The organism is Epilithonimonas sp. (assembly GCF_056329745.1).
This window is the reverse complement of the sequence record NZ_JBWEYV010000010.1, coordinates 85,428-109,844: the sequence shown is the minus strand read 5'-3', so window position 1 is coordinate 109,844 and position 24,417 is coordinate 85,428. Positions and strand designations below refer to the sequence as shown.

General features: G+C 36.7%; 25 protein-coding genes. 16 read left to right on the top strand and 9 right to left on the bottom strand.

From position 1 onward, the window contains the following. Positions 1-48 precede the first annotated feature (48 nt). Positions 49-1,053: a DNA topoisomerase IB gene (locus AC00Y6_RS09140; RefSeq protein ID WP_474490310.1), complete on the bottom strand. Its 1,005-nt coding sequence runs from the start codon at positions 1,051-1,053 to the stop codon at positions 49-51. A 163-nt stretch (positions 1,054-1,216) separates the two neighbouring features. Between AC00Y6_RS09140 and AC00Y6_RS09135 the strand changes: the two genes are divergently transcribed. The 6 genes from AC00Y6_RS09135 to rluF all read left to right on the top strand — a co-directional run bounded on the left by AC00Y6_RS09135 (position 1,217) and on the right by rluF (position 5,375). Then, positions 1,217-2,116 carry a cell division protein FtsX gene (locus AC00Y6_RS09135; RefSeq protein WP_474490309.1) on the top strand — a complete coding sequence of 300 codons (900 nt, stop codon included), beginning with the start codon at positions 1,217-1,219 and terminating at the stop codon, positions 2,114-2,116. A 2-nt stretch (positions 2,117-2,118) separates the two neighbouring features. Then, a complete protein-coding gene (locus AC00Y6_RS09130; protein ID WP_474490308.1) occupies positions 2,119-2,427 on the top strand; it encodes a DUF3098 domain-containing protein in 309 nt (102 codons plus the stop codon). 73 nt (positions 2,428-2,500) lie between these two features. After that, positions 2,501-3,319 (top strand): undecaprenyl-diphosphate phosphatase, encoded by an 819-nt coding sequence (locus tag AC00Y6_RS09125; protein WP_474490307.1) that lies wholly within the window; start codon positions 2,501-2,503, stop codon positions 3,317-3,319. Positions 3,320-3,364: 45 nt separating this feature from the next. Continuing rightward, positions 3,365-4,066, top strand: a complete 702-nt coding sequence (gene truB, locus AC00Y6_RS09120; RefSeq protein ID WP_474490306.1) for a tRNA pseudouridine(55) synthase TruB — start codon at positions 3,365-3,367, stop codon at positions 4,064-4,066. A 77-nt stretch (positions 4,067-4,143) separates the two neighbouring features. Next, positions 4,144-4,653, top strand: a complete 510-nt coding sequence (locus AC00Y6_RS09115) for a hypothetical protein (protein ID WP_474490305.1) — start codon at positions 4,144-4,146, stop codon at positions 4,651-4,653. Continuing rightward, the gene (gene rluF, locus AC00Y6_RS09110; protein WP_474490304.1) at positions 4,653-5,375 is read left to right on the top strand and encodes a 23S rRNA pseudouridine(2604) synthase RluF; all 723 of its coding nucleotides are present in this window, start codon (positions 4,653-4,655) and stop codon (positions 5,373-5,375) included. Before AC00Y6_RS09115 ends, rluF begins: the two co-directional genes overlap by 1 nt. Positions 5,376-5,383: 8 nt before the next feature. Here rluF and AC00Y6_RS09105 read toward each other — a convergent pair whose 3' ends face one another. Further along, positions 5,384-6,709 carry a ComEA family DNA-binding protein gene (locus tag AC00Y6_RS09105; protein ID WP_474490303.1) on the bottom strand — a complete coding sequence of 442 codons (1,326 nt, stop codon included), beginning with the start codon at positions 6,707-6,709 and terminating at the stop codon, positions 5,384-5,386. A gap of 65 nt (positions 6,710-6,774) precedes the next feature. Beyond that, positions 6,775-7,107 carry a MerR family transcriptional regulator gene (locus AC00Y6_RS09100; protein WP_474490302.1) on the bottom strand — a complete coding sequence of 111 codons (333 nt, stop codon included), beginning with the start codon at positions 7,105-7,107 and terminating at the stop codon, positions 6,775-6,777. Positions 7,108-7,184: 77 nt separating this feature from the next. On the opposite strand from AC00Y6_RS09100, the gene AC00Y6_RS09095 reads away from it, so the two are divergent. Then, positions 7,185-8,066 carry an SMP-30/gluconolactonase/LRE family protein gene (locus tag AC00Y6_RS09095; RefSeq protein WP_474490301.1) on the top strand — a complete coding sequence of 294 codons (882 nt, stop codon included), beginning with the start codon at positions 7,185-7,187 and terminating at the stop codon, positions 8,064-8,066. A 10-nt stretch (positions 8,067-8,076) separates the two neighbouring features. Here AC00Y6_RS09095 and AC00Y6_RS09090 read toward each other — a convergent pair whose 3' ends face one another. Then, complete coding sequence (locus tag AC00Y6_RS09090; RefSeq protein ID WP_474490300.1) at positions 8,077-9,384, bottom strand: DEAD/DEAH box helicase; 1,308 nt, start codon at positions 9,382-9,384, stop codon at positions 8,077-8,079. A gap of 142 nt (positions 9,385-9,526) precedes the next feature. Between AC00Y6_RS09090 and AC00Y6_RS09085 the strand changes: the two genes are divergently transcribed. The 6 genes from AC00Y6_RS09085 (at position 9,527) to AC00Y6_RS09060 (ending at position 14,968) form a co-directional block, all read left to right on the top strand. Then, positions 9,527-10,345 carry a hypothetical protein gene (locus AC00Y6_RS09085; RefSeq protein WP_474490299.1) on the top strand — a complete coding sequence of 273 codons (819 nt, stop codon included), beginning with the start codon at positions 9,527-9,529 and terminating at the stop codon, positions 10,343-10,345. A 159-nt stretch (positions 10,346-10,504) separates the two neighbouring features. Further along, entirely contained in the window at positions 10,505-10,909 is a 405-nt protein-coding gene (locus AC00Y6_RS09080) for a hypothetical protein (RefSeq protein ID WP_476589239.1), read from the top strand. A gap of 11 nt (positions 10,910-10,920) precedes the next feature. After that, on the top strand, positions 10,921-11,652 hold the full coding sequence (locus AC00Y6_RS09075) for a CsgE family curli-type amyloid fiber assembly protein (protein WP_474490297.1): 732 nt from the start codon (positions 10,921-10,923) through the stop codon (positions 11,650-11,652). Between the two features lie 11 nt (positions 11,653-11,663). After that, on the top strand, positions 11,664-12,071 hold the full coding sequence (locus tag AC00Y6_RS09070) for a curli assembly protein CsgF (protein ID WP_474490296.1): 408 nt from the start codon (positions 11,664-11,666) through the stop codon (positions 12,069-12,071). A gap of 18 nt (positions 12,072-12,089) precedes the next feature. Then, positions 12,090-13,451, top strand: a complete 1,362-nt coding sequence (locus tag AC00Y6_RS09065; protein WP_474490295.1) for a CsgG/HfaB family protein — start codon at positions 12,090-12,092, stop codon at positions 13,449-13,451. Between the two features lie 11 nt (positions 13,452-13,462). Next, positions 13,463-14,968, top strand: a complete 1,506-nt coding sequence (locus AC00Y6_RS09060; RefSeq protein ID WP_474490294.1) for a carboxypeptidase-like regulatory domain-containing protein — start codon at positions 13,463-13,465, stop codon at positions 14,966-14,968. A gap of 135 nt (positions 14,969-15,103) precedes the next feature. On the opposite strand, the gene AC00Y6_RS09055 is transcribed toward AC00Y6_RS09060, so the two are convergent. Together AC00Y6_RS09055 and AC00Y6_RS09050 are read right to left on the bottom strand one after the other, a co-directional pair. Beyond that, positions 15,104-15,277, bottom strand: coding sequence for a response regulator transcription factor (locus AC00Y6_RS09055; RefSeq protein WP_474490293.1), 174 nt, complete (start codon positions 15,275-15,277; stop codon positions 15,104-15,106). Beyond that, a complete protein-coding gene (locus tag AC00Y6_RS09050; RefSeq protein WP_474490292.1) occupies positions 15,265-15,747 on the bottom strand; it encodes a hypothetical protein in 483 nt (160 codons plus the stop codon). The genes AC00Y6_RS09055 and AC00Y6_RS09050 overlap by 13 nt, the downstream gene beginning before the upstream one ends. Before the next feature lie 320 nt (positions 15,748-16,067). Here AC00Y6_RS09050 and rpsA point away from each other — a divergent pair, with 320 nt between their 5' ends. Further along, positions 16,068-17,864: a 30S ribosomal protein S1 gene (gene rpsA, locus AC00Y6_RS09045; protein WP_474490291.1), complete on the top strand. Its 1,797-nt coding sequence runs from the start codon at positions 16,068-16,070 to the stop codon at positions 17,862-17,864. Between the two features lie 98 nt (positions 17,865-17,962). Here rpsA and AC00Y6_RS09040 read toward each other — a convergent pair whose 3' ends face one another. Together AC00Y6_RS09040 and AC00Y6_RS09035 are read right to left on the bottom strand one after the other, a co-directional pair. After that, a complete protein-coding gene (locus AC00Y6_RS09040; RefSeq protein WP_474490290.1) occupies positions 17,963-18,199 on the bottom strand; it encodes a YtxH domain-containing protein in 237 nt (78 codons plus the stop codon). 262 nt (positions 18,200-18,461) lie between these two features. Next, positions 18,462-19,799, bottom strand: coding sequence for a glycosyltransferase family 4 protein (locus tag AC00Y6_RS09035; RefSeq protein WP_474490289.1), 1,338 nt, complete (start codon positions 19,797-19,799; stop codon positions 18,462-18,464). 89 nt (positions 19,800-19,888) lie between these two features. Between AC00Y6_RS09035 and AC00Y6_RS09030 the strand changes: the two genes are divergently transcribed. Both AC00Y6_RS09030 and AC00Y6_RS09025 read left to right on the top strand, forming a co-directional pair. Continuing rightward, a complete protein-coding gene (locus tag AC00Y6_RS09030) occupies positions 19,889-20,812 on the top strand; it encodes a bestrophin family protein (RefSeq protein ID WP_474490288.1) in 924 nt (307 codons plus the stop codon). Beyond that, the gene (locus AC00Y6_RS09025; RefSeq protein ID WP_474490287.1) at positions 20,812-21,372 is read left to right on the top strand and encodes a pentapeptide repeat-containing protein; all 561 of its coding nucleotides are present in this window, start codon (positions 20,812-20,814) and stop codon (positions 21,370-21,372) included. The genes AC00Y6_RS09030 and AC00Y6_RS09025 overlap by 1 nt, the downstream gene beginning before the upstream one ends. 97 nt (positions 21,373-21,469) lie before the next feature. Here the strand turns inward: AC00Y6_RS09025 and AC00Y6_RS09020 are convergent, their stop codons facing one another. Then, the gene (locus AC00Y6_RS09020) at positions 21,470-24,313 is read right to left on the bottom strand and encodes a TonB-dependent receptor plug domain-containing protein (protein WP_474490286.1); all 2,844 of its coding nucleotides are present in this window, start codon (positions 24,311-24,313) and stop codon (positions 21,470-21,472) included. Between the last annotated feature and the right edge of the window lie 104 nt (positions 24,314-24,417).

Here is a 24,417-nt window from a genome sequence, read left to right as displayed (position 1 = left end):
AATTCAGAACTTTTTTACTTAATCACTGTCTCTTGATGGCTTAGTTGATCAGGCAGCGCGCTTAGTCGTTTTTAGTTTGGATTTCAGCATATACAAAACACCGACTTCAGTTTCTGACAAATTCTCGTTCTTTTTAAGGAGTTTTTTGATCTCTTTCTGGAAGTAATGGATGGTGTGGCCGTTTTTATAATGTTCAAAAATCCGTGGATCGATGTAAGAATCCCGCGCCACAGATGGTGTATTGCCTAGTTTTTCGGATACTGCTACGATGGCATTTCGGATTCTCTGTTTCAGTTCCTTTTGCTGTTTTTTTTCACAAATTCCCAGCTCATCCAAGATGCCTGCCACAATCATGGTTCCGGCCCATGTACGGAAGTCTTTTGCAGAAAATTCCTCGCCCATGATTTCCTTAATATATTGGTTGAGGTCCTGGCTTTCTACAAAAATAAGGGCGTCGTTTTCATCATAATATTTAAAAAGTCTGTAACCAGGTAATGCTTCCAGCTGTTTGATAACTTGTGATAACTTAGAATTAATAACATGTTTTTCCTGAAACTTCCCAGATTTGCCTTTGTAAGAGAAAATCATCTCGTCACCTTCAATGGTTAGGTGCTTTTTCCTGATTGTCGTAAGTCCGTAACTTTTGTTTTGTTGGGTGTATTTTGGACTTCCCGGGCGGAAATAAGCCGAATCCAGGAGCCTTACCATCGCTGCCAAAACTTTCTCGCGTGACATTTTTTTCTTGCGGAGGTGCTGTCCTGTTACGCGCCGCATGTGCTCTAGGTTTTCTGCAAAATGTAGAATCCTGTCAAATTTATCGGCATCTTTTCTGGCCCGGAATTTCGGGTTATAGATGTATTGTTTCCTACCTTTTTGGTCTCGCCCATAAGCCAGGATTTTAGCGCGTTTATTGGTTGTGATTTCCACATCTTTCCAAGCCGGCGGGATGACTATCGATTTTATATAATTGATAATTTCGGGATCTTTTATCCGTTCTTTATTTTTATCTAAATAAGTAAAACTTTTTCCGGATGCACGGCGAGTAACTTTCATAATGGTCGTTTGATTTTGCCTAAACAATAAAAATGCCGATTTTGATCTTTGTACCAATAATTTCTACCTAAAGCATTATCAATACAATCCTTTTATGATTTTATTAACATTGACTGTTATGACTTTTTGTGCAAAAATTTTTACTTTAGCAAAAAATTTTTGGATGCCAAAGACCGTTGACGACTATAATAAGAGCCGATTAAGATCCAGTAACGTTACTGTAGTCATCAGTATTTCACTGGTTTTGTTCCTTGTAGGATTGTTTGGATTAATATTAATTAACGCTCAAAAATATTCTGATTATATCAAAGAGCAATTGGTGGTAGAAGCCTACTTTGATGAGTATCTTGATCCTAGGGATTCTGCTAAAACTCAGAAATTTCAAGAGGAGACTTTTGATAAAATTAAGCAGCAAAACTACGTTAAGCAAGCAAAATTTATATCCAAAAAGCAGGCTTCTGTTTTGGCTAAGAAACAATTGGGAATAGACGCCAATGCACTTTTTGAGGAAGATATTTTTCCTGCATCGGTAGAAGTAACGCTTAAGCCAGAGTTTGTGGATCCTACTAAGATAGATGGTGTGGTTACCCAACTCAAGGCGATACCGGGTGTAAAAGATGTAGCCAATGACAACCAGCTAACGATTGATGTTTATAATAACCTTAACCGCATTTTAACGTGGATTCTGGCATTTTCGGTATTGTTTTTAATCGTTGCCATTGTGTTAATTAACAACTCAATCAGACTCAAAATATTTTCTAAGCGTTTTATTATCAAAACCATGCAGCTGGTAGGTGCCAAGCGGCGGTTTATCCTAATGCCTTTTATCAAGGAAGCTATTGTTTTGGGTCTCATTGGAGCATTTATAGGTTTGTTGGCGTTGGGTGGTATTTGGTACTATTTTACAAGTCAAATCGGAACACCTTTTGTGCAGGACACAAACCAGTATGTTGTGCTAATTATCATAATTTTGTTTGTAGGTATTTTTATAACCGTCGCAAGTACTATCTTTGCAACATGGAGATTCTTACGTAGCAACGTGGATGATCTTTATTACTCATAAAAATGACAAAAAAAGCAACAAATAAATTTTCTGCGGATCAGTTTGGCAAACCAGTAAAAACTGAGGAGAAGAAAACATTCTATTTTGGGAATAAGAATTTTAAATTGATGCTCATCGGTTTAGGATTGATTTTATTAGGATTTGTTCTCATGATGGGATCCGCTGCCAACACGACACCAGACGGCAAATTTGATCCTAACTATTGGAACGAAGATATTTTCTCTTTCCGCCGAATTAGGCTCGCTCCGCTTTTGGTGATTACTGGTTTTGTACTTCAGGTGGTGGCGATTCTGAAAAGAAATAAAAATTAATTTCAATTAAACATATTTAAAAGCTTTGTCCTGATCATTCGGGGCAAAGTTTTTTGTGATAAAAACATAATTTATGGATTTAATCAAAGCGATTATTATCGCGATTGTAGAGGGACTTACCGAATATTTACCCATATCTTCTACCGCTCACATGGGATTTGCGGCCAACTTAATGGGATTGGAGGAAACAGAGTTTCTTAAGATGTTTCAGGTTTCCATACAGTTTGGTGCCATTCTAGCGGTTGTGGCAGCCTACTGGAAAAAGTTCTTTGATTTTAGTAATTTTCAGTTTTATATCAAATTGGCTTTCGCGGTATTACCAGCTTTGATTATCGGCTTTTTTCTTGATGATAAGATAGAGGCTGTCCTTGGAAACCAAATTGCCATCTCTACAGTTCTTGTATTGGGAGGTGTGGTTTTGTTGTTTGCTGACAATTGGTTCAAAAATCCAGTTATTCATCACGAAAAAGAAATTACGATAAAGAAGGCAGTCACTATAGGGTTTTGGCAATGTTTAGCGATGATGCCAGGCACCAGCAGAAGTGCGGCATCTATTATTGGGGGTATGGCCCAGGGATTATCCCGCAAAGCAGCTGCAGAATTTTCATTTTTCCTTGCTGTGCCTACCATGTTGGCCGTTACGGTTTATTCGGTTTTTGTAAAAACCTGGGGGAAGGAAACTTTACATCCTCAGAAAGGTTACGAAATGATTATGGCATCCCAAGATCACATATTGGTTTTTGTTGTGGGAAATTTGGTGGCTTTTGTAGTGGCTTGGATTGCGATCCGTTCTTTTATTGCTTTGCTGAATAAATTTGGTTTCCGACCTTGGGGATGGTACCGTATTTTTGTAGGTATTGCGTTGTTGATTTATTTTTATTTTTTTAGATAAATTCGGCAAAAATAATCGCTTTAACCAACCATTCTCAAACTCATAATGACGGCAGAAGAATTACAATCCGGACATATATTTCTATTGGACAAACCTTTGGACTGGACCAGTTTTCAGGCGGTGAATAAACTGAAATACAAACTCAAAAGAGAATTCAAAGAGCTTCCGAAAAAATTCAAGATTGGTCATGCCGGGACTTTGGATCCACGGGCAACAGGGCTTTTGATTGTTTGTACGGGAAAGTTTACCAAAAGGATTCCCGAGATTCAGGATGCTCCAAAAGAATATTGGACAGAAATCAAAATCGGGGTACAAACCGAATCTTACGACACCGAAAAACCGGAAATCTTACCCACCGATATTTCTCACATAACAGAAGAAGATATTCATAGGGCTATTGAAAAATTTGTAGGTGAGATAGACCAGAAACCACCTATTTTCTCGGCCATAAAAATTGATGGAAACAGGGCTTATGACCTTGCCAGAAAAGGTGAAGATGTGGAAATGAAATCCAGAAAAACAACGATTCATTATATCAATGATATTAAGATTGATTTGCCGCTAATATCCTTTACTGTTGGTTGTTCCAAAGGGACTTATATTAGGAGCCTTGCTCACGACATTGGCCAAGAATTGGGCGTAGGGGCTTATCTTACACAATTGCGTAGGACAAAAATTGGCGATTATTCTGTAGATGATGCAAGTTCTAATATTTTGGATAATAATTATACCTTCACCACAATATGAAACCAAATTTTATAATCTTATTTTTAATGATCGGTGTTCTTGCTTCATCTCAATCAAAAGATGAAAAAAGTAAGACAATGGGATTTTACATCAGTCCTAATATTCAGATCGGTTATAACTTGGGCAACTCGATCAGAGATAATCAAAATAAAGATTCTCCATATTATCAGGAATATATAAGACCTTATCTTCCAAACGATTTTACTTACGGTATTGGCGTGGTGGGCGGTTATCATATTTTGTCGTTTTTTGCTTTGGGAACGGGTTTTCGCTATAATTTTATTGCTGATGACCAGCATCTTATTAACTGGGTCATCCAGCCAAAGTTTTTTTTCGGTAACAATGATGATAAGGGCTTTCTAGAAGTTGAATACGGGCGACAACTCAATCATTCTAATGTTGACAACACCAGTTATTACGGCTTGAAAATTGGCTATCTCGACTCCTTTTCTAAGCGACTGAATAGTGATATAGCATTATTTATATATAGTCAAAATTATGACAAATCCGGTGCTTTTTTTATTGGGATTTCTTTTGGTGCAACCCTTTTCAGTAATAAAAATTACACCGTTTACGGTAAAGATTAATGGAAAAAATAAGGATTAACAAGTATCTTTCAGAAGTTGGATATTGTTCCAGAAGGGCTGCCGACCAGCTTTTGCAGGATGGGAGGATTACGATCAACGGAAAAATCCCGGAAATGGGGACTAAGGTTTCTGAAGAAGACGAGATTTTTGTTGATGGAAAATCAATCAAAAAGCCCGAAGAAGATTTCGTTTATATCGCTTTTAATAAGCCTGTAGGTATTGTTTGTACAACTGATACCAAGCGTGAGAAAAATAATATTGTGGATTATATTAATCATCCACAAAGGATTTTCCCCATAGGCCGATTGGATAAACCGAGTGAAGGTTTGATTCTGTTAACTTCGGACGGCGATATTGTCAACAAAATCCTGAGAGCGCGAAATAACCACGAGAAGGAATATCTTGTGAGAGTGGATAAACCCATTACTGAGAAATTTCTGGACAAGATGCGGAATGGTGTGCCCATTTTGGACACTGTTACCAAAAAATGCGAAGTGGAAAAAATTGATACCATGACTTTCCGAATTGTTTTAACACAAGGGCTTAATCGCCAGATCCGCCGGATGTGCGAATATCTGGGTTACGATGTCAAAAAGCTGAAACGGATACGCATTATGAATATTAAACTTGATCTTCCTGTAGGGAAATGGCGTAATCTTTCTGAGGAAGAAATGAGAGAATTAAATATTTTACTACAGGATTCAGCAAAAACCTTTGAATAATTTCTGCTTTAATTCACAACATAAAGCCGCATTTTTTCTTCATATTCAGGTTTTAATTTTAAAAATTTCCAGATTTTTTTATCATCAGGATTGGTCAACCTATAATAGATAATTTTATCTGCAGAATATCGGAAATAGGGATGAGTTTTCAGCCAATCTTCGGGTGCATCTTTCAGGGTATATTTGGCAACATTAGAGTTGTTAAGTTTTGTTGTAGAAATCAATCTTTCGGCGATTGCACGGTCAATGTCATAAGTTTCGAGCAGCTGCTGTTTGTTAATAAAACCGCCCAATCTTTTTCTAAAAGCGAGGATTCCGGCTGCATCTTTTTCTATAAATCCGAATTCCCTCAATTGTTTGAATGTAATCTCGTTAAGATTTATTTTATCAAAATCAGTTTTTTCGGCGATTATTGTTTTTTCTTCTTTCGGCTTTTCAGGAACAGTCAGCCTGATCCAAGGTTTTAACTCCTCAAATTTTTCCTGAGAAATCACAAAACAGCGTTGAATGTCTTCCAAAGTTTTAAAACTGCCGCGCAGATTTTTGTCTTTGTAATTAACAATAACGGTGGCTTGCTTTTCAGAAAATCCTAAGGCGCGCCACTGCTCGACGCTCAGATCGTTAGGGTCAAAAAAATGAGTGATTTTTACGGGTTCTTTTTCCTTTTTGTTTGGATACTGTTTTGCAAAATTTTCCGGCGTTTTGTTCTGTAAAATAAGATATGGCCGCATTTGTGAAAATTGTTCATCACTGATGATGAAGCATTCCTTCAGTTTTTCCTGGCTTACAAAACTACCTCCCAGGTAGCTTTTATATTTGAGGATTGCTGCCGCCTGCTTTTCTGTAAATCCCAGGTTTTCCCAGTCTTTTTGGGAATAGAGATCCGGGTTAAATTTCCCTTTGATGGTTAATTTTTTCTTTTCAAATGCTTTATAGTTGTAATTGGTTTCTTTATTATTAACATTATTTTCTGGGAGAAGGATGTATTTTTCCAGTTGAAGATACTTTTCGGGAGAGATTGCGTAGCATTTCTTAAACTGAGTTTTGGACTGGAAGTGCCCGCCGACAATATCTTTGTATTTCAGGATTGTTTTGATTTGGCGATCGCTGAAGCCCAATGTTTTCCATTGTTTCTCATCAAGTGCGTTGGGATCAAAATCTGTTAGGAGTAACTCGGGTTCTTCTGAAGATATAAACTGGATGTTTGGACTTCTAGGTGTTTGACCATTTTTGTATGTGGAAAACCCCAGTTGTATTGCGATAATGAGTAAACCGAAAAAAACAAGACTTACCAATTGTCTTTTCCGGATTTGGAAAGGTAATTTTGGTTTCATTGGAGTTGTGCTTTCTCCAAAGTTAGCAAAATTAAACCGAATATATTTTTATAAAAATTATATAATCAGTCGTTTAGCGAATTTTTTAGTTTAATCAGTTCAGCTTTTATAAACTCTAGGCGATCTATAATAGTAATGGTTTCTGATATTTTGGAGTTGGTTGTAAGCGCTATCCTGGCACCGTCCAGTGTATAACCTTTTTCCTTCACCAGATGGTAGATAATTTTGAGATTGCTGATGTCATCTGGCGTAAAGTAGCGATTGCCTTTTTTGTTCTTTTTTGGTCGGATTATCGGGAACTCCTGCTCCCAATAGCGAATTAACGAAGTGTTGACGTCAAAAGCTTTGGCAACTTCACCGATAGAGTAGTACAGTTTGTCTGGAAGGTTAAGTTTCATTGTTTAAAGTGAATTTCCAAAGATAATTATTTTAAATTCTTTTTTACAAATTGTACCTTGCGACTTTACTTCCTGCTATGAAAAATTTTAGCCTTGCCATATTGCTTTTGATTCTTGTTAATTGTAAAGTTAAAGATCAAGATCGTCATTTATCTTTTGCCCAACCCGTATTGCTCTCGGATAAGTTTTCTTTTACAGAAGGACCTTCTGCCGATAAATCTGGCAATGTTTATTTTACAGATCAGCCCAACGATAAAATTTATTTTTGGGATTGGAAGTCAAATGATATCAAGTTATTTCTTGATAAAACCGGGCGCGCCAACGGGACTTATTTTGACAAAAATGACCATCTAATCACCTGCTCTGATGAGAATGGCGAGATGTGGCAGATTTCTAAAGATAAGAAAGTGAAAAAACTCATAACGGATTACGATCATAAAAGGCTGAATGGACCTAATGATCTTTGGATAGATAACGATGGCGGGATCTACTTCACAGATCCTTTGTATATGCGAGATTACTGGATTAATTTTAAGCAAGAAATCCCGGAAAAAAGTCTTTATTACAGAAATAAAAATGGCGAAATCACAAAATTAGACACATTTGTACAGCCCAACGGGATTATTGGCAGTATAGAAAAGAAAAAGCTTTTTGTTTCAGATATAGATGCGGGAAAAACCTATGTTTACGACATCTTGGGTCAAGGCAAACTATCTCCCAAAAGACTGTTTTGTAATATGGGCTCTGATGGGATGACTTTAGATAGTCAAGGAAACCTTTATCTCACCGGGGAAGGTGTTACCGTTTTTAATAAAAATGGTGATAAGATTGGACATATCAATATTCCCGAAGCTTGGACTTCTAATGTTACGTTTGGAGGCAAGAATAATTCGACTTTATTCATCACAGCATCCAAGTCCGTTTATGTGCTTTCTACAAATCTTAAGGGACTTAGATAAGAAAATCGCCTTAATAAGCGATTTCCATTTTTATTTTTTTTCCTTTCAACTTTTCGCTGGATAGTTTTTTTAGTAGTTCTACGGTTTTTTTTCTGTTGATGGCCACGTAGGATGTTGTATCTTTCACCTCGATCAGCCCAATGTCATCCTTTTCCAATCCACCTTTTTTAATCAGATAGCCTACGATATCTACTTTATTCACCTTATCTTTTTTGCCTGCACTAATATAGATAGTTTGGTTGGGAGTCCTCTCTGGTACACGGTCAAATCCGGCAACATTTTCTTCGGGTGTATTGTTTTTAATAAACGGGAAGTTTTCATCTTCCGTCATTATCAGATAAGCAAAACCTTTAGCATTCATCCTGGCAGTGCGCCCGTTCCTGTGGATAAAGGCGTCTTCCTTTGGTGGTAGTTGGTAATGAACAATCGATTCCACTTCTGGGATGTCCAAGCCTCTTGCAGCCAAATCTGTTGTAATAAGGATTCTTGCAGAATCATTCCGGAATTTCAGTAAAGCACGCTCTCTTTCGTCCTGTTCCATTCCGCCGTGAAAAGTTTCTCTGGCGATTCCTTTTTCGCGCAAAAGTTCGGAAATACGGTCCACGGCATCGCGGTGATTACAGAAAATCAGCGTTCTTTTGTTCCCAATCTTACAAATCAAATTAAATAAGGTGTCCAGTTTCTCCTCCGGAATTGTCATCACTTTTTTCAGCTGAATGTCTGGTTTTTGATCACTAAGTTTTAAGAAATTAATCACTTTTTCATTCTTCAAACCTGTAAAATTTGGGATATTTTCCATTGCGGTCGCAGAAGTGAGGATTCTCTGATTAAGATTTTTTAATGACCCGATAATAAATTCCATATCTTCCTGAAAACCCAGTTCCAGCGCTTTGTCAAATTCATCCAAAACCATGGTTTCTACCGTTTCTGGATCAAAATTATTATTTCTAAGATGATAAACCACTCGCCCCGGCGTTCCGATAAGGACAGCAGGAGCTTCTGTCAAATTATTAACTTCAATTTTTTTATCGTGCCCACCGTAGCAAACCGACACTTTGAAATCTGTTCCCATCGTTTTGAAAACCTGCTCAATCTGCAACGCCAATTCTCTTGCCGGTACTAAAATTAAGGATTGAATTCCTTTGATGTTAGGTTTTAAATTCCGCAGGACCGGAAATAAAAATCCTAGGGTTTTTCCCGATCCGGTAGGGGAGAGCAGTACAATGTCGTTGCCATTTTCAGATGCTTTGTATATCGATTTCTGCATCTGGTTCAGTTCCTTGATCTGCAGTTTTTTAAAGATTGATTCTAATTCCATTATGCAAAGGTAATGATTTGGATAGTGAAAGATGTTTGTAATTAGAAATAGTGATTTTTTGAATTTACACTTTTACGGTGGTTTTTTGCCTTGGGTATGAGATTACATTTGCCCTAATATTAACCAATTAAAATTTATTACAATGAAAAAGTTTATTTTAGGTGCAGTTGCACTAATGGCCGTGAACTTCACTTTTGCACAATCAAACGTTGATCTGAGTTCACAGATTGGAAACTTAAACACTGCTACAGTGGATCAAACAGGAATATTAAACTTCAACTCCTTACTACAGCAAGGTAATAGGAATGATGCAGACATAGACCAGGTAGGATGGGTAAATAGTAATACAGCTCTAAGTAAAGGTAACCGAAACTCAATTGATGTTGACCAATGGGGTATAAGGAACTCCAATACTACCAGCCAATATGGTAATAGAAACTCTGCGAAGACTTTACAGGTTGGTTTATTCAACGAAGTGGAACAATTGCAAGTTGGAAACAGGAACGATGCTTCTGCAACACAATTAGGGAATGGTAACTATATCAACCAATATCAAAATGGAAGAAGAAACACTGCTACAGCAACTCAGATTGGTCTGGATAATGAGATTTGGCAGGAACAAGATGGTAGAAGAAATGATGCTTATGCACTACAATTAGGCTCTGATAACTATATTCATCAATTACAGTACGGCAATGATAACAGTGCTACTCACTATCAGGTAGGTAATAGTAATATTGCAGATTCTCACCAGTACGGTAATGATAATATCACTACTGGATTGCAGATAGGCAACGGTAACACCTTGAGCCAATATCAATATGGAGATAGCAATGTGGCAATGGACTCACAAATTGGTAACGGTAATTATACAAGCGTTACACAATCCGGAACCTCACATTTCCACCTTGGTATGCAGGTTGGTAACAGCAATTCTTTGGTTGTTAACCAATCTAATTAAATGCAATAATATTAGTTTTAATTATGTGATAGTGAAGTAGGAGAAAATAATTTTCTCCTACTTCTTATTTTAGACAGGATAACTGAAAACCGTGATTTTTTATTTGTAACGTATATCCGTGTTTTTTTTCTTTAGGTGCTGATGTAATTTTAAAAAAAAATGATGAAAAGAATATTAACCATTTTAGTCAGTTGGTTTTTTGTTTTTTTTTCAGCGAGATTTAATGCACAAAAGATCAGCTGGGGACAGATTAACAGTAATAATATTATAGATGTTATTATCAAACAATCTGTAATTACCGAATCTACTTCCTCACTACAAATTGGTAATTACAACAATGCAGAACTCTTCCTTAATAATAAGACAGCCATCTTGTTGCAACAAATTGGGGATTTTAACAAAGTTTATTTCAATAATTCTTTTACAGAAACCGCCGCAAAAACCTCTATAACAACCCAAGGTTACAATAATATTATAGACATAACTGGTAGCAACAGTATTTCTGAAAAGCTAAAGCTAAATGTAAAAGGCGATAACATGACCATTTTTATGAGAAATTACTAAAATGAAGAAAAATGAGAAATTTATATATTCTGATTATTGGTGCTATAATTTGCTTTCCTGTTCTGAAAATCAAAGGGCAGGAAGAAAAGAAAGTGATTGCAAAAATCGAAAGTAAAGATATAGAGGGGCAGCTTAAACTGAGTGCAGTTGTTAGCAATAATTCGGCCATCTTTAGAAAGTTAAATTACCTTTTAGTGTCTATAAAGAAAGGTAAAAGTGGTAACCTCTCAAACAATAAGCAAAGCGGAAAATTCTCCATTGATCCAAGCGAGACAAAAAAACTGTCTGAGATAGCAATCAATATGACAGATAAAGATGCATTGAAAGTTTTTCTATTTATAAGAGATGAAGAAACTCAAAAATTGATAGCCAAAGACAGTCTGATTATCAATGATGGATCTTTTAAAAAAAAATTGAGTAGAGTAGAAGAAAGTCAAACTTTTGAGTTAAGTGGGCTTACCATAGACGAAACAAAAAGTAAAGTTGGAAAGGATTTTTATGATGCGTTCTATATGGAGTATAGTCAAATGCCTGAAAAGAGCAATTACACTATTATTATTTCCGAATTGCCATCCAGAGGATCTAATGGACAGATCAATATAATGGTAGAAGATAAGCTGATCTACAGCTTTATCACAAATCCCAATGAAGATTATCAAAAGGAGCAACTTGTCATGGCTTTCAAGTATATAAAAGATTATAATGTCAAAAGAAATCTTATAAGAAATGAATTCTTATACTAAAAACACATGTGATGAAAACTATTTTTATTTTTTTGTTCATTATTATTACTTGCGCGGTAAAATCTCAACAGCTTGTTTACAAGCCTGTTAACCCGGCTTTTGGTGGGGATACTTTTAATTATCAGTGGCTATTGAGTTCTGCCAACGCGCAAAATCAATTTGATAATGATAATGGTTACAAGAATCTGTTGAATGGCCTCAATTCGATGGATAGCTTTACGGCAAGTCTTAATAGGCAAATTCTAAGTCAATTGTCACAAAAATTGTTCGAGGATCAATTTGGAAAAGGACCATTGAAGCCTGGCAATTACATGTTTGGTTCACTTTATCTTCAGGTAACCCAATCGTCTCAAGGGCTTTTAATTAATATTTTGAATACCGAAAATGGTGAGCAAACAGAAATTGTTATGCCCAAATAAAAAATAAAAACCAATCAGATGAAAACTTATTTTGATCAGAAATGGCTTGTTATGTTATTGCTTTTGGTTTTTCAAAGTTGCAGTACACTTTTCAATTTGCCTATAAATAGCGAAAAATCCACACTGGGAGAGGTTACAAATTATACAGCCGAACTTAAGAACTTGCCTCCTCCAAGAGAAAAAATTGTAATTGGTGTTTACAAATTCAGGGATCAAACAGGGCAATATAAAGCATCAGAAAATGGCAGCAATTGGAGTACTGCAGTGCCACAAGGTACTACAACAATCTTAATCAAAGCCTTAGAAGACAGCAAATGGTTTGTGCCGCTCGAAAGAGAAAATATTGCTAATCTTCTTAACGAAAGACAAATTATAAGATCGACAAGGCAAGAATACCTCAAAGAAACTGAAAAATCATCCCAGTCTTTACCTCCACTGTTATATGCAGGTATGCTGTTGGAAGGTGGCGTAATATCATATGACACCAATGTAATGACGGGCGGTATTGGAGCCAGATATTTTGGTATTGGAGCTTCTTCCCAATACCGTCAAGACAGAATTACAATCTACTTAAGAGCGGTATCTACCCTTAATGGTGAGATTCTTAAGACGGTATATACTTCAAAAACGATACTATCCACAAGTGTTAACGGCAATTTTTTCAGATATATAGATTTAGAAAGGCTTTTAGAATCTGAAATTGGCGTTACTCAGAACGAACCTGTTCAATTGGCAGTTACTGAAGCGATCGAAAAAGCGGTAAAAGCATTGATTATAGAAGGTGTAAAGGATGGTATTTGGGGTAAATCAGCTAATGATAAATCGCAGTATAAGGGATTTATAGATGATTATGATAAAGAGGAAAAAATTAATAATAGCAGAATAATAGGTAATAAAACACCTCATAACTACAGACAAAAATTGGCAATGTTTGCAGATTTGGAGGCTCAGCAAATCAAAGGTGATTATGTAAATCCAATATGGAACGTAGGTGGGAAAATGGGAGTAAAATATTTTTTAAACAACTATATCAACCTTGAGTTGAATGCCAATATTCTCAAGGTTCAAAATGAAAACATATTTACAAGAACATTTTTAGTTTCAGAAGTTAATGTAGAATGTATGATTTTGCCGAAGTATAAACTATCACCTTTTATTTACGGTGGTGCTGGTGCGATGTCTTCCAAAAGGTCTAATTTATATAAGGCGCAATTGGGAGGCGGTGTAGAGTATATGTTGGACAAAAATATTGCACTACGTTTATCTTCACAGTATGATCTGGGCTTCACAGATACTTGGGATGGGTTCATAAATGGTAAAAGAAATGACCAAGCAATTCGGTTTGCATTAGGTTTTAATTTTTATATCGGTAAGAAATAAAAGCAATTGTCATGAGAACGATTATTAAAAACACAATATTCATCATATTTTCAATCTTACTGGTTTCTTGTAATGAGGAATTAGTGGAACAAACTCAGGCAGGTATTCTAAAAGGGAAAGTTGTTAAGAGAGGTAGTAATACGCCATTGGCAAATGTTAAGATATTTACCAATCCTACAACAAAAACGGTTTTTAGCGCAGCAGACGGGACATTTGAAATTGCAGACATTCCAATAGGTAATTATTCTGTAAAGGCAGAGCTTTCTGGTTATCTTGCCAATTTTACAAGTGTAAATATCCAGAAACAGAATCAGTTGGTAACTATTGTTTTTGAGTTGGAAGATGATGAGTCTCTTAATTCTCCGCCAACTAAACCAGAGCTAATAAGCCCCACAGATAATTCAGAAGGTCATCCATTATCAGTGGAGTTAACTTGGAATTCTACAGATCCCGATACTCTAGATGTTTTAAAATACAGATTGCTGGTTAAAAATAACCTTAATACAGATATTGTAGAAGTGAAGGATTTGAAGGATAAACATTATAGTCTGAAAGATCTCAAATTTGGAGTAAGTTATTTTTGGCAGGTAGGTGTGTCGGATGGTATTCATCCGGAGGTTCTAAGTGCAATAAGCAAATTTACAACCAATAAAGTTCCTGCTAACAGATTCCATTATGTAAAAAAAGAGTCTGGTAATCTCTATATTGTTTCGAGTAACGATGCTGGGGATCATTTTCAATTGACTTCATTATCCAACAACAGCTGGCGACCAAGGAAAAATAACAACGCCGGACTAGTGGCTTTTCTTAGGACAGAAGGGGGAAGTACACATATTTTCACGGCTAAACCAGATGGTTCAGAGGTGTTTAAAGTTACAAATATTCCACTTTCGGGATTTAACAGTTATGAGTTAGATTTTGCATGGAAGACTAATGGAAAAGAATTGATTTATGCCAATTTTGATAAACTCTACAGGATAAATAAAGATGGAAGTGGGATAGAATTGGTTTACACAACGCCGGACGGTAGCCTGATCTCGGAATGTGACTGGAGCTATGATGGAAGTAAAATAGCATTGAAAACCAATGACTACAATGGATATAATAGTAAATTATTGATAATAGATATGTTGGGAAATATCATTAAAACCGTTCTCGCTGGTGTTAGCGGCGCAAGTGGTGGTTTGGATTTTTCGGTTGACGGTAATTATTTGCTGTATACTCATGATATTTCAGGCTATCAAGATTCAAATTACAGACAGCTTGATTCTCATATTTTTATATACAACCTTTTAGATGATTCTGTAAGGGATATTTCTTCTCAAAGTGAAAAACCTAATGGAACTAATGATTTGGATGCCCGTTTTTCTCCAAATAATGCACAGGTAATTTTTACCAATACGTCAAATGATGGAATTTCTCAGAAAAATGTATTGCTCATTGATCTTAATAATTCGGGTAACAATTTGCAGAGAACAACCTTATTTAGTAATGCGGAAATGCCGGACTATGAATGATGAGGAGGTGTTGGGGGAAAATATTAATCGGTAGAAAAATTAATATTGGTACGATCAAAAATATATTGCAATTTTTGTAGTAGGAAGAATTTCAGGGCTGTGTCAAGAGTTTTTGAAATTCTTTTTTTTGTTGGATTATCCTATAATGTTATTCTCCAAGGCATATTTTACTACGCCGGCAGAATTTTTAACATTTAGTTTCATAAGGATTTTTTTACGGTGGGTTTCTACCGTATTAATGCTTATAAATAGCTTTTCACAGATTTTTTTGCTGCTTAAACCATCACATATTAGCTTCAAAACTTCCATTTCTCTTTTGGTAGAAAGTCAGTCTGATCTTTTTGATTATTCTGCTTATGACTTATAAAATTCATCATCCTTTCTTTGGCAGAATCGCAGATATAGATCAGGTTGGAGTTAAGGGCATCGATAGATTTTACAAACTCATCGTAACAGCAATTAGTGTCTAGGTAGCTTTTGATACCCTTTTCAAACAATTTTCTAATTTTAGATACCTCATAAAAGTTACCAATTGTGATGATCTTAAGATTTTTATGGTTGTTAACCAAATCTTCTACCAAGCAGTACATTTCTGTCAGTACCAGTGAGTTGGATCCTAATAGTATAAACTCCGGAGGCGCATGGCTGATGCATTCATAAAGCATTTCTTTTGAATTACAAATGCTTACAGTATTGAAAATATCTCCTTGTGTAAGTAATTTTGAGAGTCCCTCTGTGTAAAAGACAGGCTCATCAAAAATGATTAATTTCGAATTCATAAGTTTTTTGTTTATTAAGTATTTATTATCAAATATAATAAAAATTAATATTAATTTTTGATTAATTTTTTAATAAGTGTCTGATTATTAATAAATTTATTAATTGCAATCAGGGTTTTTATTGATGTACTTTTCTTAGTTATTTTTGTAATTAAGAAATTTCAGTTAGTATTATATTCAAATATTTTTCGTAATTTTGCACCACTTTTGTGAACGCACTTTAGGCGAAGTAAAACATTAACAATTAACAACTTCCATATTTTTCAGGATTCACAGTCGGGCCAAAGTCTGTAAAAATAGGAATACAAATTTTTTAGAAAATGTCAAAAGAGACAAATTCAGCAGAGGTTCTTTTGAACCAAAACGTAGCACCAGAACAATTTGATTGGGAATCTTTCGAATCAGGACTTAACGCAGAAGACAGAAGCGAGAAGAAAGAGCTTGAAGAAATCTACAATGGTTCTCTTAACGATCTTACAGACAATGATGTTATCACTGGTAAAGTTGTAAGATTAACTGATAAAGAAGCGATTGTTGATATCAACTTCAAATCAGAAGGTGTTATTTCTCTTAACGAGTTCCGTTACAACCAAGGCCTTCAAGTAGGTGATGTGGTAGAAGTAATGGTTGATAAAAGAGAAGATAAATCAGGACAATTACAATTATCTCACAAAAAAGCAAGAACGCTTAAAGCTTGGGATAAAGTAAATGAACTTCACGAAACCGGAGAAATCGTAAACGGTTTTGTAAAATCAAGAACAAAAGGTGGTATGATCGTAGATATTTTTGGTATCGAAGCGTTCTTGCCAGGTTCTCAGATCGATGTTAAGCCAATCAAAGATTACGATCAGTTCGTAGGTAAAACTATGGAGTTCAAAGTTGTGAAAATCAACCCAGAGTTCAAAAACGTAGTGGTATCTCACAAAGCATTGATCGAAGCAGATATCGAAGGTCAGAAAAAAGAAATCATCGCTCAGCTTGAAAAAGGTCAGGTTCTTGAAGGTACTGTTAAGAACATTACGTCTTACGGTGTATTCGTAGATCTTGGTGGTGTTGACGGATTGATCCACATTACAGACCTTTCTTGGTCTAGAGTGAACCATCCATCAGAAATCCTAGAAGACGGACAAACTGTAAAAGTGGTTATCCTTGATTTCGATGATGAGAAAACAAGAATCCAATTGGGTATGAAGCAATTAGAAGCTCATCCTTGGGATGCGCTTTCTGCTGATCTTAAAGTTGGAGATAAAGTAAAAGGAAAAGTAGTAGTTCTTGCTGACTATGGTGCATTCGTAGAAATCGCTCCAGGTGTAGAAGGATTGATCCACGTTTCCGAAATGTCTTGGTCTACTCATTTAAGAAGTGCAGGTGACTTTGTAAAAGTAGGTGATGAGGTTGAGGCTGAAGTACTTACACTAGACAGAGAAGACAGAAAAATCTCTTTGGGTATGAAACAATTATCTAAAGATCCTTGGGAAAATATCGAAGCTAAGTATCCGGTAGGTTCTAAACATGTTGGAACTGTAAGAAACTTTACAAACTTTGGTGTATTCGTAGAATTGGAAGAAGGTATCGACGGTTTGATCTATATCTCTGACCTTTCTTGGACTAAGAAAATCAAGCACCCATCAGAATTCTGTAACGTAGGTGATAAATTAGACGTAGTAGTTCTTGAGCTTGATACTCAGGCAAGAAGACTATCTCTAGGTCACAAACAATTGACAGAAAACCCTTGGGACAAATTCGAAACTAAATATGCTGAAGGCACTGTTCACACAGGTACTGCAGTAGAAGTTCATGACAAAGGTGCTTCTGTACAGTTCGAAGATGCTGAGGTAGAAGCATTTTGCCCATCAAGATTATTAGAGAAAGAGGATGGATCTAAAATCAAAAAAGGCGAAACTGCTGAGTTCAAAGTAATCGAATTCAACAAAGAGTTCAAAAGAGTCGTTGTTTCTCACACAGGTATCTTCCGCGATGAAGAGAAGAAAAATGTAAGAGAATCTAACAACAGATCTCACAGTACATCTGCATCTTCTAATAACGAAGAAAGATCTACACTAGGAGATATCGATGCATTAGCAGAACTTAAAAGAAAAATGGAAGAAGGTAAATAATAACCTGATCTGTTTTCAAAATAAAACCGTCACATTTGCAAAAATGTGGCGGTTTGTTTTACAAAAAAATCCGAAAATTACTTTTCGGATTTTTTATCTTATTGTGCAGCCTGCTGCGCTTCTTCTTTAATTTCTTCAGCTTTATTTTTTAGCTGATCTACCGTTTGGTTAGCTTTCCCTTTCAGGTCATTACCAAATTTTGTAAGGTTGTCCTTAGCTGTGTTAATGGTATCTTTTACTTTTTGCTGATCTTCAGGAGAAGATTTTTTGTATTTCCACCACGCTAGTGCGCCCAATCCCAATAAAGCTAATAAGCCGTTTGTCTTATTTCCCATGATTTGATTTTTTTATATTAATAATTTATTTCCTAAGATAAAGAAAAATTTATGCCATCTTTCATATTCTTAGCAATAATTTTTTGGGCGTGTCCTTTTGTTTTTCCACCGCTTTAGTCCTTTGTTGAAAAACAAGCAGGCCGCGCTGTCCGTTTTTATCTTTTTATTTTTTAGCACTTTACAGGCAACTATATCATTTTCCAAAAAAAATAAAAAGGATAACCACTTCCATTGCTCACGCGCTGCGCCGCAGATTGGGGCTTTACGGTAGGTTATCCATCAGTCCGGCCAGTTTTTCGCTCAGTGCCCGCCTGCTGAATTCTTTGATGTTGGCGGTATTGGTCATCGGTTCATTGGCTTTCCATTGTTGGTACAAAGACAAGATGTAATGTTTCACAGCTTCGTTTTCCGAATAATCAAAATGTTGCCCGGCTTTGGTTTTTTCCAAAATTTTTTCCACATCAGCATCTTTTGGTCCGAAAGAAATAATCTGTTTTCCTGTAGCCAGGTATTCAAACAATTTTCCCGGGATGATTCCTTTTGAACTCTCATTAGGGAAGTTGGTAATCAGAAGCAGGTCAGACTGTTTCATCTCTTCCACCGATTGGCTGTGCGACAGATAGCCAAGATTGTTAATGTTATTTTTTAAAACTGAACGCTCAAATTCATTCAGTATTTTATCATCCACACGTCCCACAAATTTCAATTCAAAATCTTGTGCAAAATCGGGATTGGTTTTGCATAAATCCTCCAAAACTTTCCACAGGTTTTGAGGATCCCTGAGCTGTTCCAACACGCCAACATAACTTAACGTAAATTTAGGTTTTAGGGTTGTAGAATTTGAGGATTTCAAAGTTTTATTATTCTCCACTTCTCCAACTCTAGAACTTTCAGACTCATCGAAACCATTGGTGATGCAAAAAGCATTTGCTCCATTTTTCCTGAAGTTCTCGGCATCTGTATAACTTGTTGCCAGCGTCATATCAGCAGTTTCAAAAACCGATTGTTCCAGTCGTCTATGCTTCTTGTCTGCTAATTTGGTTAATTTTAGATGTTTGTAATAAGAAATTTCTGTCCACGGATCCCGGAAGTCAGCAATCCATCTCAGCTCCGGTAATTCTTTTTTAAGCCCAAGCCCAATAAGATGTAAACTGTGAGGCGGCCCGGTGGTAACCAAAACATCAATGTTATTTTCCTTCAAATAGGTTTTCAAAAATTTTATAGATGGTTTTACCCAGAATTTCCTGGCATCGGGGATGAAAAAATTCCCCCTTATGAAAATAGATAACTTGGAAAAAAATGATTGGTTTTTGCCGACATCAAACTGCCCACCTTTGAATTTTTTATTGCTTTTGCTTAGTTTTTCCGCAATCTGATAAGGTTCCCAGATTTTGGTCTTCACCATTTTGATATGATCAGGGACTTCTTTTAACAAACTTTCGTCGGTTAAAGGATAACTCGGATTTTCGGGTGTGTAGATAATGGGTTCCCAGCCAAACTCGGGCAGATATTTGGCAAACTTCAGCCAGCGCTGAACGCCCGGACCACCAGCAGGTGGCCAGTAATAAGTGACAATTAAAACTTTTTTTTGATTTTCCATTTCAGAATTTCTTCATCCTCGTACAATTCTGTAAATTTATCTGTTTTTTAAACGTCCTACAACACAAGGCTCTGTAATTTGATTTCAAAATGATTATTAGACAAAGAACCAACTGGTTCAGAATGCTTTTTATCTGGAAAGGTTCTGTTTTGCGCAAGATAATGCCACAATTGGCAATGATCACCTTATTTTCTTTGGTTGTTTTATACTTCAAGGGGAATATTTATGAATACAAAGTTCATCTTAATCCCGCTATTTTTACGCTTTTGGGACTTTCTCTCGCGATATTTATGGGTTTTTGCAATTCTGCCAGTTATGATAGGTTTTGGGAAGGCCGAAAACTTTGGGGCTCTTTGGTTATCGAAACGAGGTCTCTGACACGTGAAGTCCTGACTTTAATTAATGATGACGAGGCGGATGCTAAAGAAAAAAAACAGGAATTTGTAAAGATGGTTGCCGCATTTTGCTGGGCTCTTAACTATCAGCTCAGGAACAAAGATGCCAATGATAAACTGAAATCTCTTTTGTCACCGGAAAATTTTGAAAGAGTCAGTACAAAAAAATTCAAACCGGTAATTATTTTGAATCTGATGGGTGAATGGCTCAACAGGCAAAATCAGGATAAAAAAATGGACACGATTGTTTTGGCTGCTATTGATAACCAACTCAATATGATTTCCCAGATTATTGGTGGCTGTGAGCGGATTGCCAATACACCGCTGCCGTTTGCTTACACAGTTTTGTTACACAGAACGGTTTATCTCTATTGTTTTTGGTTACCTTTTGGGCTTGTAGATGTTGTGGGTTGGATGATGCCGGTGATTGTGCTCTTTATTAGCTATACATTTATCGCCTTGGATGCGATCATACAGGAGATTCAGGAGCCTTTTGGCGAGGAAGAAAATGACCTGGCGCTTAACAGTATTTGTACAACCATCCAGTTTTCCATTTTTGAACAGGCCGATATTTCTCAGGAAAACCTAGAAATTCCTAACCAATATTTTATAGATTAATGGATTATTTTTCCGAACAGATATTTTGCAGAATCAACGCTTCACAAATAGCAAACGGCGATTATGATAGCTGTACTTTTATAGATTGTAATTTTGCAGGTCAGGATTTATCGGATAGCAAATTTTCGGAATGCGAATTTCGGGATTGTGATTTAAGTAATTTAACAATTCATCAGGTGGTTTTTCGGGATGTGATTTTTAGAAATTGTAAAATGATAGGAATCGCCTTTGAAGATGCCAATCAATTCAATATCTCTTTCCGTTTTGATCATTGTGTGCTGAATCACGCATCGTTTTACCAGTTGGATATTAGGAAAACGGTTTTTAAAGATTGTGAACTGCGCGAGGCGGATTTTACCGAAAGCAATTTGGCTTCATCGGTTTTTGACCACTCAGATCTTAGTGGTGCTATTTTTGATAGGTCTATTTTGGATCAGGCGGATTTCCGTACGGCGAGGGATTTTTCCATCAATCCCAATCAAAATCAACTCAAAAAAACAAAGTTTGCGAAAGATAATCTTTCAGGATTATTGGATCAGCTGAGTATTGTAATTGGATAATTTTTTATATAGAGTTTAACTAATGTGAAAAACCCGGAGAATAGATGTTAAACATCATTTTCCGGGTTTGAAAATTAAGGATTATTTACTGATTTTATTAGAAATCAAAGTTGATTCTTGCAAATAGGTAGCGCCCATTCATCCCAAATTGAGACACATTTCTGGAGTAAACAAATTGATTGGCATTGGATAAATCATACGAGGCTGGTGCTCCATATACCACTTGTCCGTTACTAACTCCGGTTGCTCTCGATACTTTTGCAGACGTGTAGTTGTGAGCTGGATAAACATCAAAAAGATTGTTGGCTCCAACAACTACCTGGATGCCTTTGGTGAAGCTATAACCTACAGAAAGGTCTGTGATGACCCTTGCCGTCCACACAGGGTGTTCTATTTCTACAGCTTTTCCATTGATCACGGTAGCGTCAATTCGGCCGTCTTTGTTGGCATCGCCAGCGTTAGGATCTGTTACTTTTCCAAAAAATCCGTTTCTTACCAAAAAGTTAAAGTCACCAACCTTTAAACTATGGGAAAGATTCATCTTGGTTCTTGGGATAGCTTCCTGAAGATAAACCCTGGAAGATTCTGAGAAGTAGTTATTGATATAACCGTTGTTGGCCAAAATATCGGATGCGTGTATTGCTCCTACGTTGATAGTCTTATTAATATTCATCCCAAAATCATTGGTCAAAGATACTTTTTCGCTAAAAGTATATTTGTGACTGATAACAAGATCCAATCCTCTTGTCTCTGTATCAATTGAGTTGGCAAAGAAAATAGCCTGGCTAGCCCCAACTTCATCAAATTTTTCCTGAATAAATCCAGGAGCGTCAGGTCTTGCAAAAACGTCTGTAAGTGTTATCCTGTCTTTAATTTTAACAAAATAACCATCCGCTGTAAATGTCAGATTCAAAGAAGGGATTTTATAAGTAAGTCCCGCTGAGTAAGAGTTTGATTTTTCCTGCTTAAGTTCGGAGCCAATCAAAGCATTTTTTATTGGAGAACCATCAGCAAAAGTAGCTACCTGATAGCCTACACCACCAATGAATTGTGTAGAAACATTACTGAAATATTTCTGTTGTAGCGATGGTGCCCGGAAACCTGTTTGTGCAGCTCCCCTTACATTAAGATTGTCCAGAAGCTTGTAGCGCAATGCTAGTTTATAGTTAAAAGTGGATCCAAAATCTGAATAATTTTCATACCTCAATGCAACATCGGCCAAAAACTTTTTGGTGAAGTTAATTTCACCATCTACATACAATGCTTCACTTGTTCTGCCTTTGTTTACCGCATTGGCTGGTGTAAATCCTGGGAAAACCTGGCTACCTGCGGGTCTGTAGGCGCCAAAAAAGTCTGTTGGGAAGGATGTAACAGGTGTTCCATCATTGGTGTAATGTGGGTTACCACTGATATCGTATCGTGCATATGAATTCACATCACCAGCAGTAATTTTGTAATTTTCAAATCGAACTTCACCTCCGAACGCTACATTAAGACCTGCTAAAACATCAAATGGCCTAGAGAAATCTAAATTAATCGTGTTTTGGCTGAAGCCCATTGTTCCTGCATAGAACTCTGAAGGCGATTTAAAAGCCAGTGTGGTATTACCAGTATTTTTGATATCGTATCGGAACGAGTTCTTTCCAAAAGTATTGCTTAGATCCACATCCCATTCACCCAATTTCCCTTTTGCTCCACCTACAAAAGAAATATCCTGTATTGTCGAACCAATTTCAGGCAAAAAACCATCTGGATGCAAACTGGAAAATGTATTGGCCTGAACAGGTCTTCTATAGAACCCAGCGGAATTACCGCTTCTATAACCGTAACCGCCAAATGCGTAAGCTTTCCATGAGCCAGTTAATGGAACCTCTGCATTGGCAAAAAATTGCCCACTTCTAAGAGATGATTGCCCAACACGCATATTGAAATCTTCCCGTGTAAGCCCACGGTAAGCTAGTTCGTTATCAGTAACGTCAGCGCCCAACAAGCCCTGAAGTGCAGAGATGCTGTTAGCACCTTGGATGTCAGATTGTTGCTTGGCGGTCAGATAAGAGACTTGACCTGCGTACTGATGTATGGCGTTAATAATTGTGGACGCATTTGCGGAAGAAACGGTCTTGATGTTGGTAAAATAATTATTAAAATCAAAACCATTTTGTCTTGCGCGCCCTTCTATTGCATTAAAAATATTGTACAAAGTTCCACTGTAAGCATCAGCTCTATAGGTAGGATCACGATAAACAGCAGACGCTGTAAGGTTGATAAAGCCACCTTTGTTTCCGATTTTGGCACCATAATTAAGATCGACCTGATAGTTTTGGCCATCCACACCGCCGGTCAAATTATTGGATTCTGAAGAAAAGTTGGCTCCGGCCGTTAACGCGCCAGACAATCCGTTGGTAGAACGTTTTAAGTTAAGGTTGATAACACCGGCAATAGCGTCAGAGCCGTACTGGGCAGCTGCACCGTCACGCAATACTTCAATTTTGGACAACGCAAAAGCAGGTATGGCATTAAGGTCGGTTCCAACAGATCCGCGCCCTGGTGTTCCGTTAATATTAACTAGAGATGAGGTATGTCTTCTTTTCCCATTGAGTAAAACCAAAGTCTGGTCCGGTCCCAAACCGCGTAATTGAGCTGGATCTATATGATCTGTACCGTCTGCAACGGTTTGCGTATTGGAGGTAAATGATGGTGCTACAAAATTAAGGATTTGGTTAAGGGTAGTTTGCGGCGATTCCTTAGATATTTTTTGAACATCAAAGACATCTACCGCTACCGGTGTCTCAGTTTTGATTCTGTTTCCCGCGCGTGATCCCAGGACTACAACTTCCTCAATACTTTTATCTTTTGTAGAATCGGCCACCTGTGCAGAGATCTCAATAACAGAAAAAAGCAGTATTCCTAGAGCAACAATCTTTTGGTAATTTTTCTTCATAGTACAAATTTTTATTAAAAATAGTAATTATTTATATTAAACATAATTTTTTTTGAAAAAAGTTAAATTAAATTTATTTAACACAATTATAAATTAATATAACT

Coding starts and splice junctions, on each gene's coding strand:
- AC00Y6_RS09140 (WP_474490310.1), bottom strand. CDS start 1,053: ATGAAAGTTACTCGCCGTGCATCCGGAAAAAGTTTTACTTATTTAGAT.
- AC00Y6_RS09135 (WP_474490309.1), top strand. CDS start 1,217: ATGCCAAAGACCGTTGACGACTATAATAAGAGCCGATTAAGATCCAGT.
- AC00Y6_RS09130 (WP_474490308.1), top strand. CDS start 2,119: ATGACAAAAAAAGCAACAAATAAATTTTCTGCGGATCAGTTTGGCAAA.
- AC00Y6_RS09125 (WP_474490307.1), top strand. CDS start 2,501: ATGGATTTAATCAAAGCGATTATTATCGCGATTGTAGAGGGACTTACC.
- truB (WP_474490306.1), top strand. CDS start 3,365: ATGACGGCAGAAGAATTACAATCCGGACATATATTTCTATTGGACAAA.
- AC00Y6_RS09115 (WP_474490305.1), top strand. CDS start 4,144: ATGGGATTTTACATCAGTCCTAATATTCAGATCGGTTATAACTTGGGC.
- rluF (WP_474490304.1), top strand. CDS start 4,653: ATGGAAAAAATAAGGATTAACAAGTATCTTTCAGAAGTTGGATATTGT.
- AC00Y6_RS09105 (WP_474490303.1), bottom strand. CDS start 6,709: ATGAAACCAAAATTACCTTTCCAAATCCGGAAAAGACAATTGGTAAGT.
- AC00Y6_RS09100 (WP_474490302.1), bottom strand. CDS start 7,107: ATGAAACTTAACCTTCCAGACAAACTGTACTACTCTATCGGTGAAGTT.
- AC00Y6_RS09095 (WP_474490301.1), top strand. CDS start 7,185: ATGAAAAATTTTAGCCTTGCCATATTGCTTTTGATTCTTGTTAATTGT.
- AC00Y6_RS09090 (WP_474490300.1), bottom strand. CDS start 9,384: ATGGAATTAGAATCAATCTTTAAAAAACTGCAGATCAAGGAACTGAAC.
- AC00Y6_RS09085 (WP_474490299.1), top strand. CDS start 9,527: ATGAAAAAGTTTATTTTAGGTGCAGTTGCACTAATGGCCGTGAACTTC.
- AC00Y6_RS09080 (WP_476589239.1), top strand. CDS start 10,505: ATGATGAAAAGAATATTAACCATTTTAGTCAGTTGGTTTTTTGTTTTT.
- AC00Y6_RS09075 (WP_474490297.1), top strand. CDS start 10,921: ATGAGAAATTTATATATTCTGATTATTGGTGCTATAATTTGCTTTCCT.
- AC00Y6_RS09070 (WP_474490296.1), top strand. CDS start 11,664: ATGAAAACTATTTTTATTTTTTTGTTCATTATTATTACTTGCGCGGTA.
- AC00Y6_RS09065 (WP_474490295.1), top strand. CDS start 12,090: ATGAAAACTTATTTTGATCAGAAATGGCTTGTTATGTTATTGCTTTTG.
- AC00Y6_RS09060 (WP_474490294.1), top strand. CDS start 13,463: ATGAGAACGATTATTAAAAACACAATATTCATCATATTTTCAATCTTA.
- AC00Y6_RS09055 (WP_474490293.1), bottom strand. CDS start 15,277: ATGGAAGTTTTGAAGCTAATATGTGATGGTTTAAGCAGCAAAAAAATC.
- AC00Y6_RS09050 (WP_474490292.1), bottom strand. CDS start 15,747: ATGAATTCGAAATTAATCATTTTTGATGAGCCTGTCTTTTACACAGAG.
- rpsA (WP_474490291.1), top strand. CDS start 16,068: ATGTCAAAAGAGACAAATTCAGCAGAGGTTCTTTTGAACCAAAACGTA.
- AC00Y6_RS09040 (WP_474490290.1), bottom strand. CDS start 18,199: ATGGGAAATAAGACAAACGGCTTATTAGCTTTATTGGGATTGGGCGCA.
- AC00Y6_RS09035 (WP_474490289.1), bottom strand. CDS start 19,799: ATGGAAAATCAAAAAAAAGTTTTAATTGTCACTTATTACTGGCCACCT.
- AC00Y6_RS09030 (WP_474490288.1), top strand. CDS start 19,889: ATGATTATTAGACAAAGAACCAACTGGTTCAGAATGCTTTTTATCTGG.
- AC00Y6_RS09025 (WP_474490287.1), top strand. CDS start 20,812: ATGGATTATTTTTCCGAACAGATATTTTGCAGAATCAACGCTTCACAA.
- AC00Y6_RS09020 (WP_474490286.1), bottom strand. CDS start 24,313: ATGAAGAAAAATTACCAAAAGATTGTTGCTCTAGGAATACTGCTTTTT.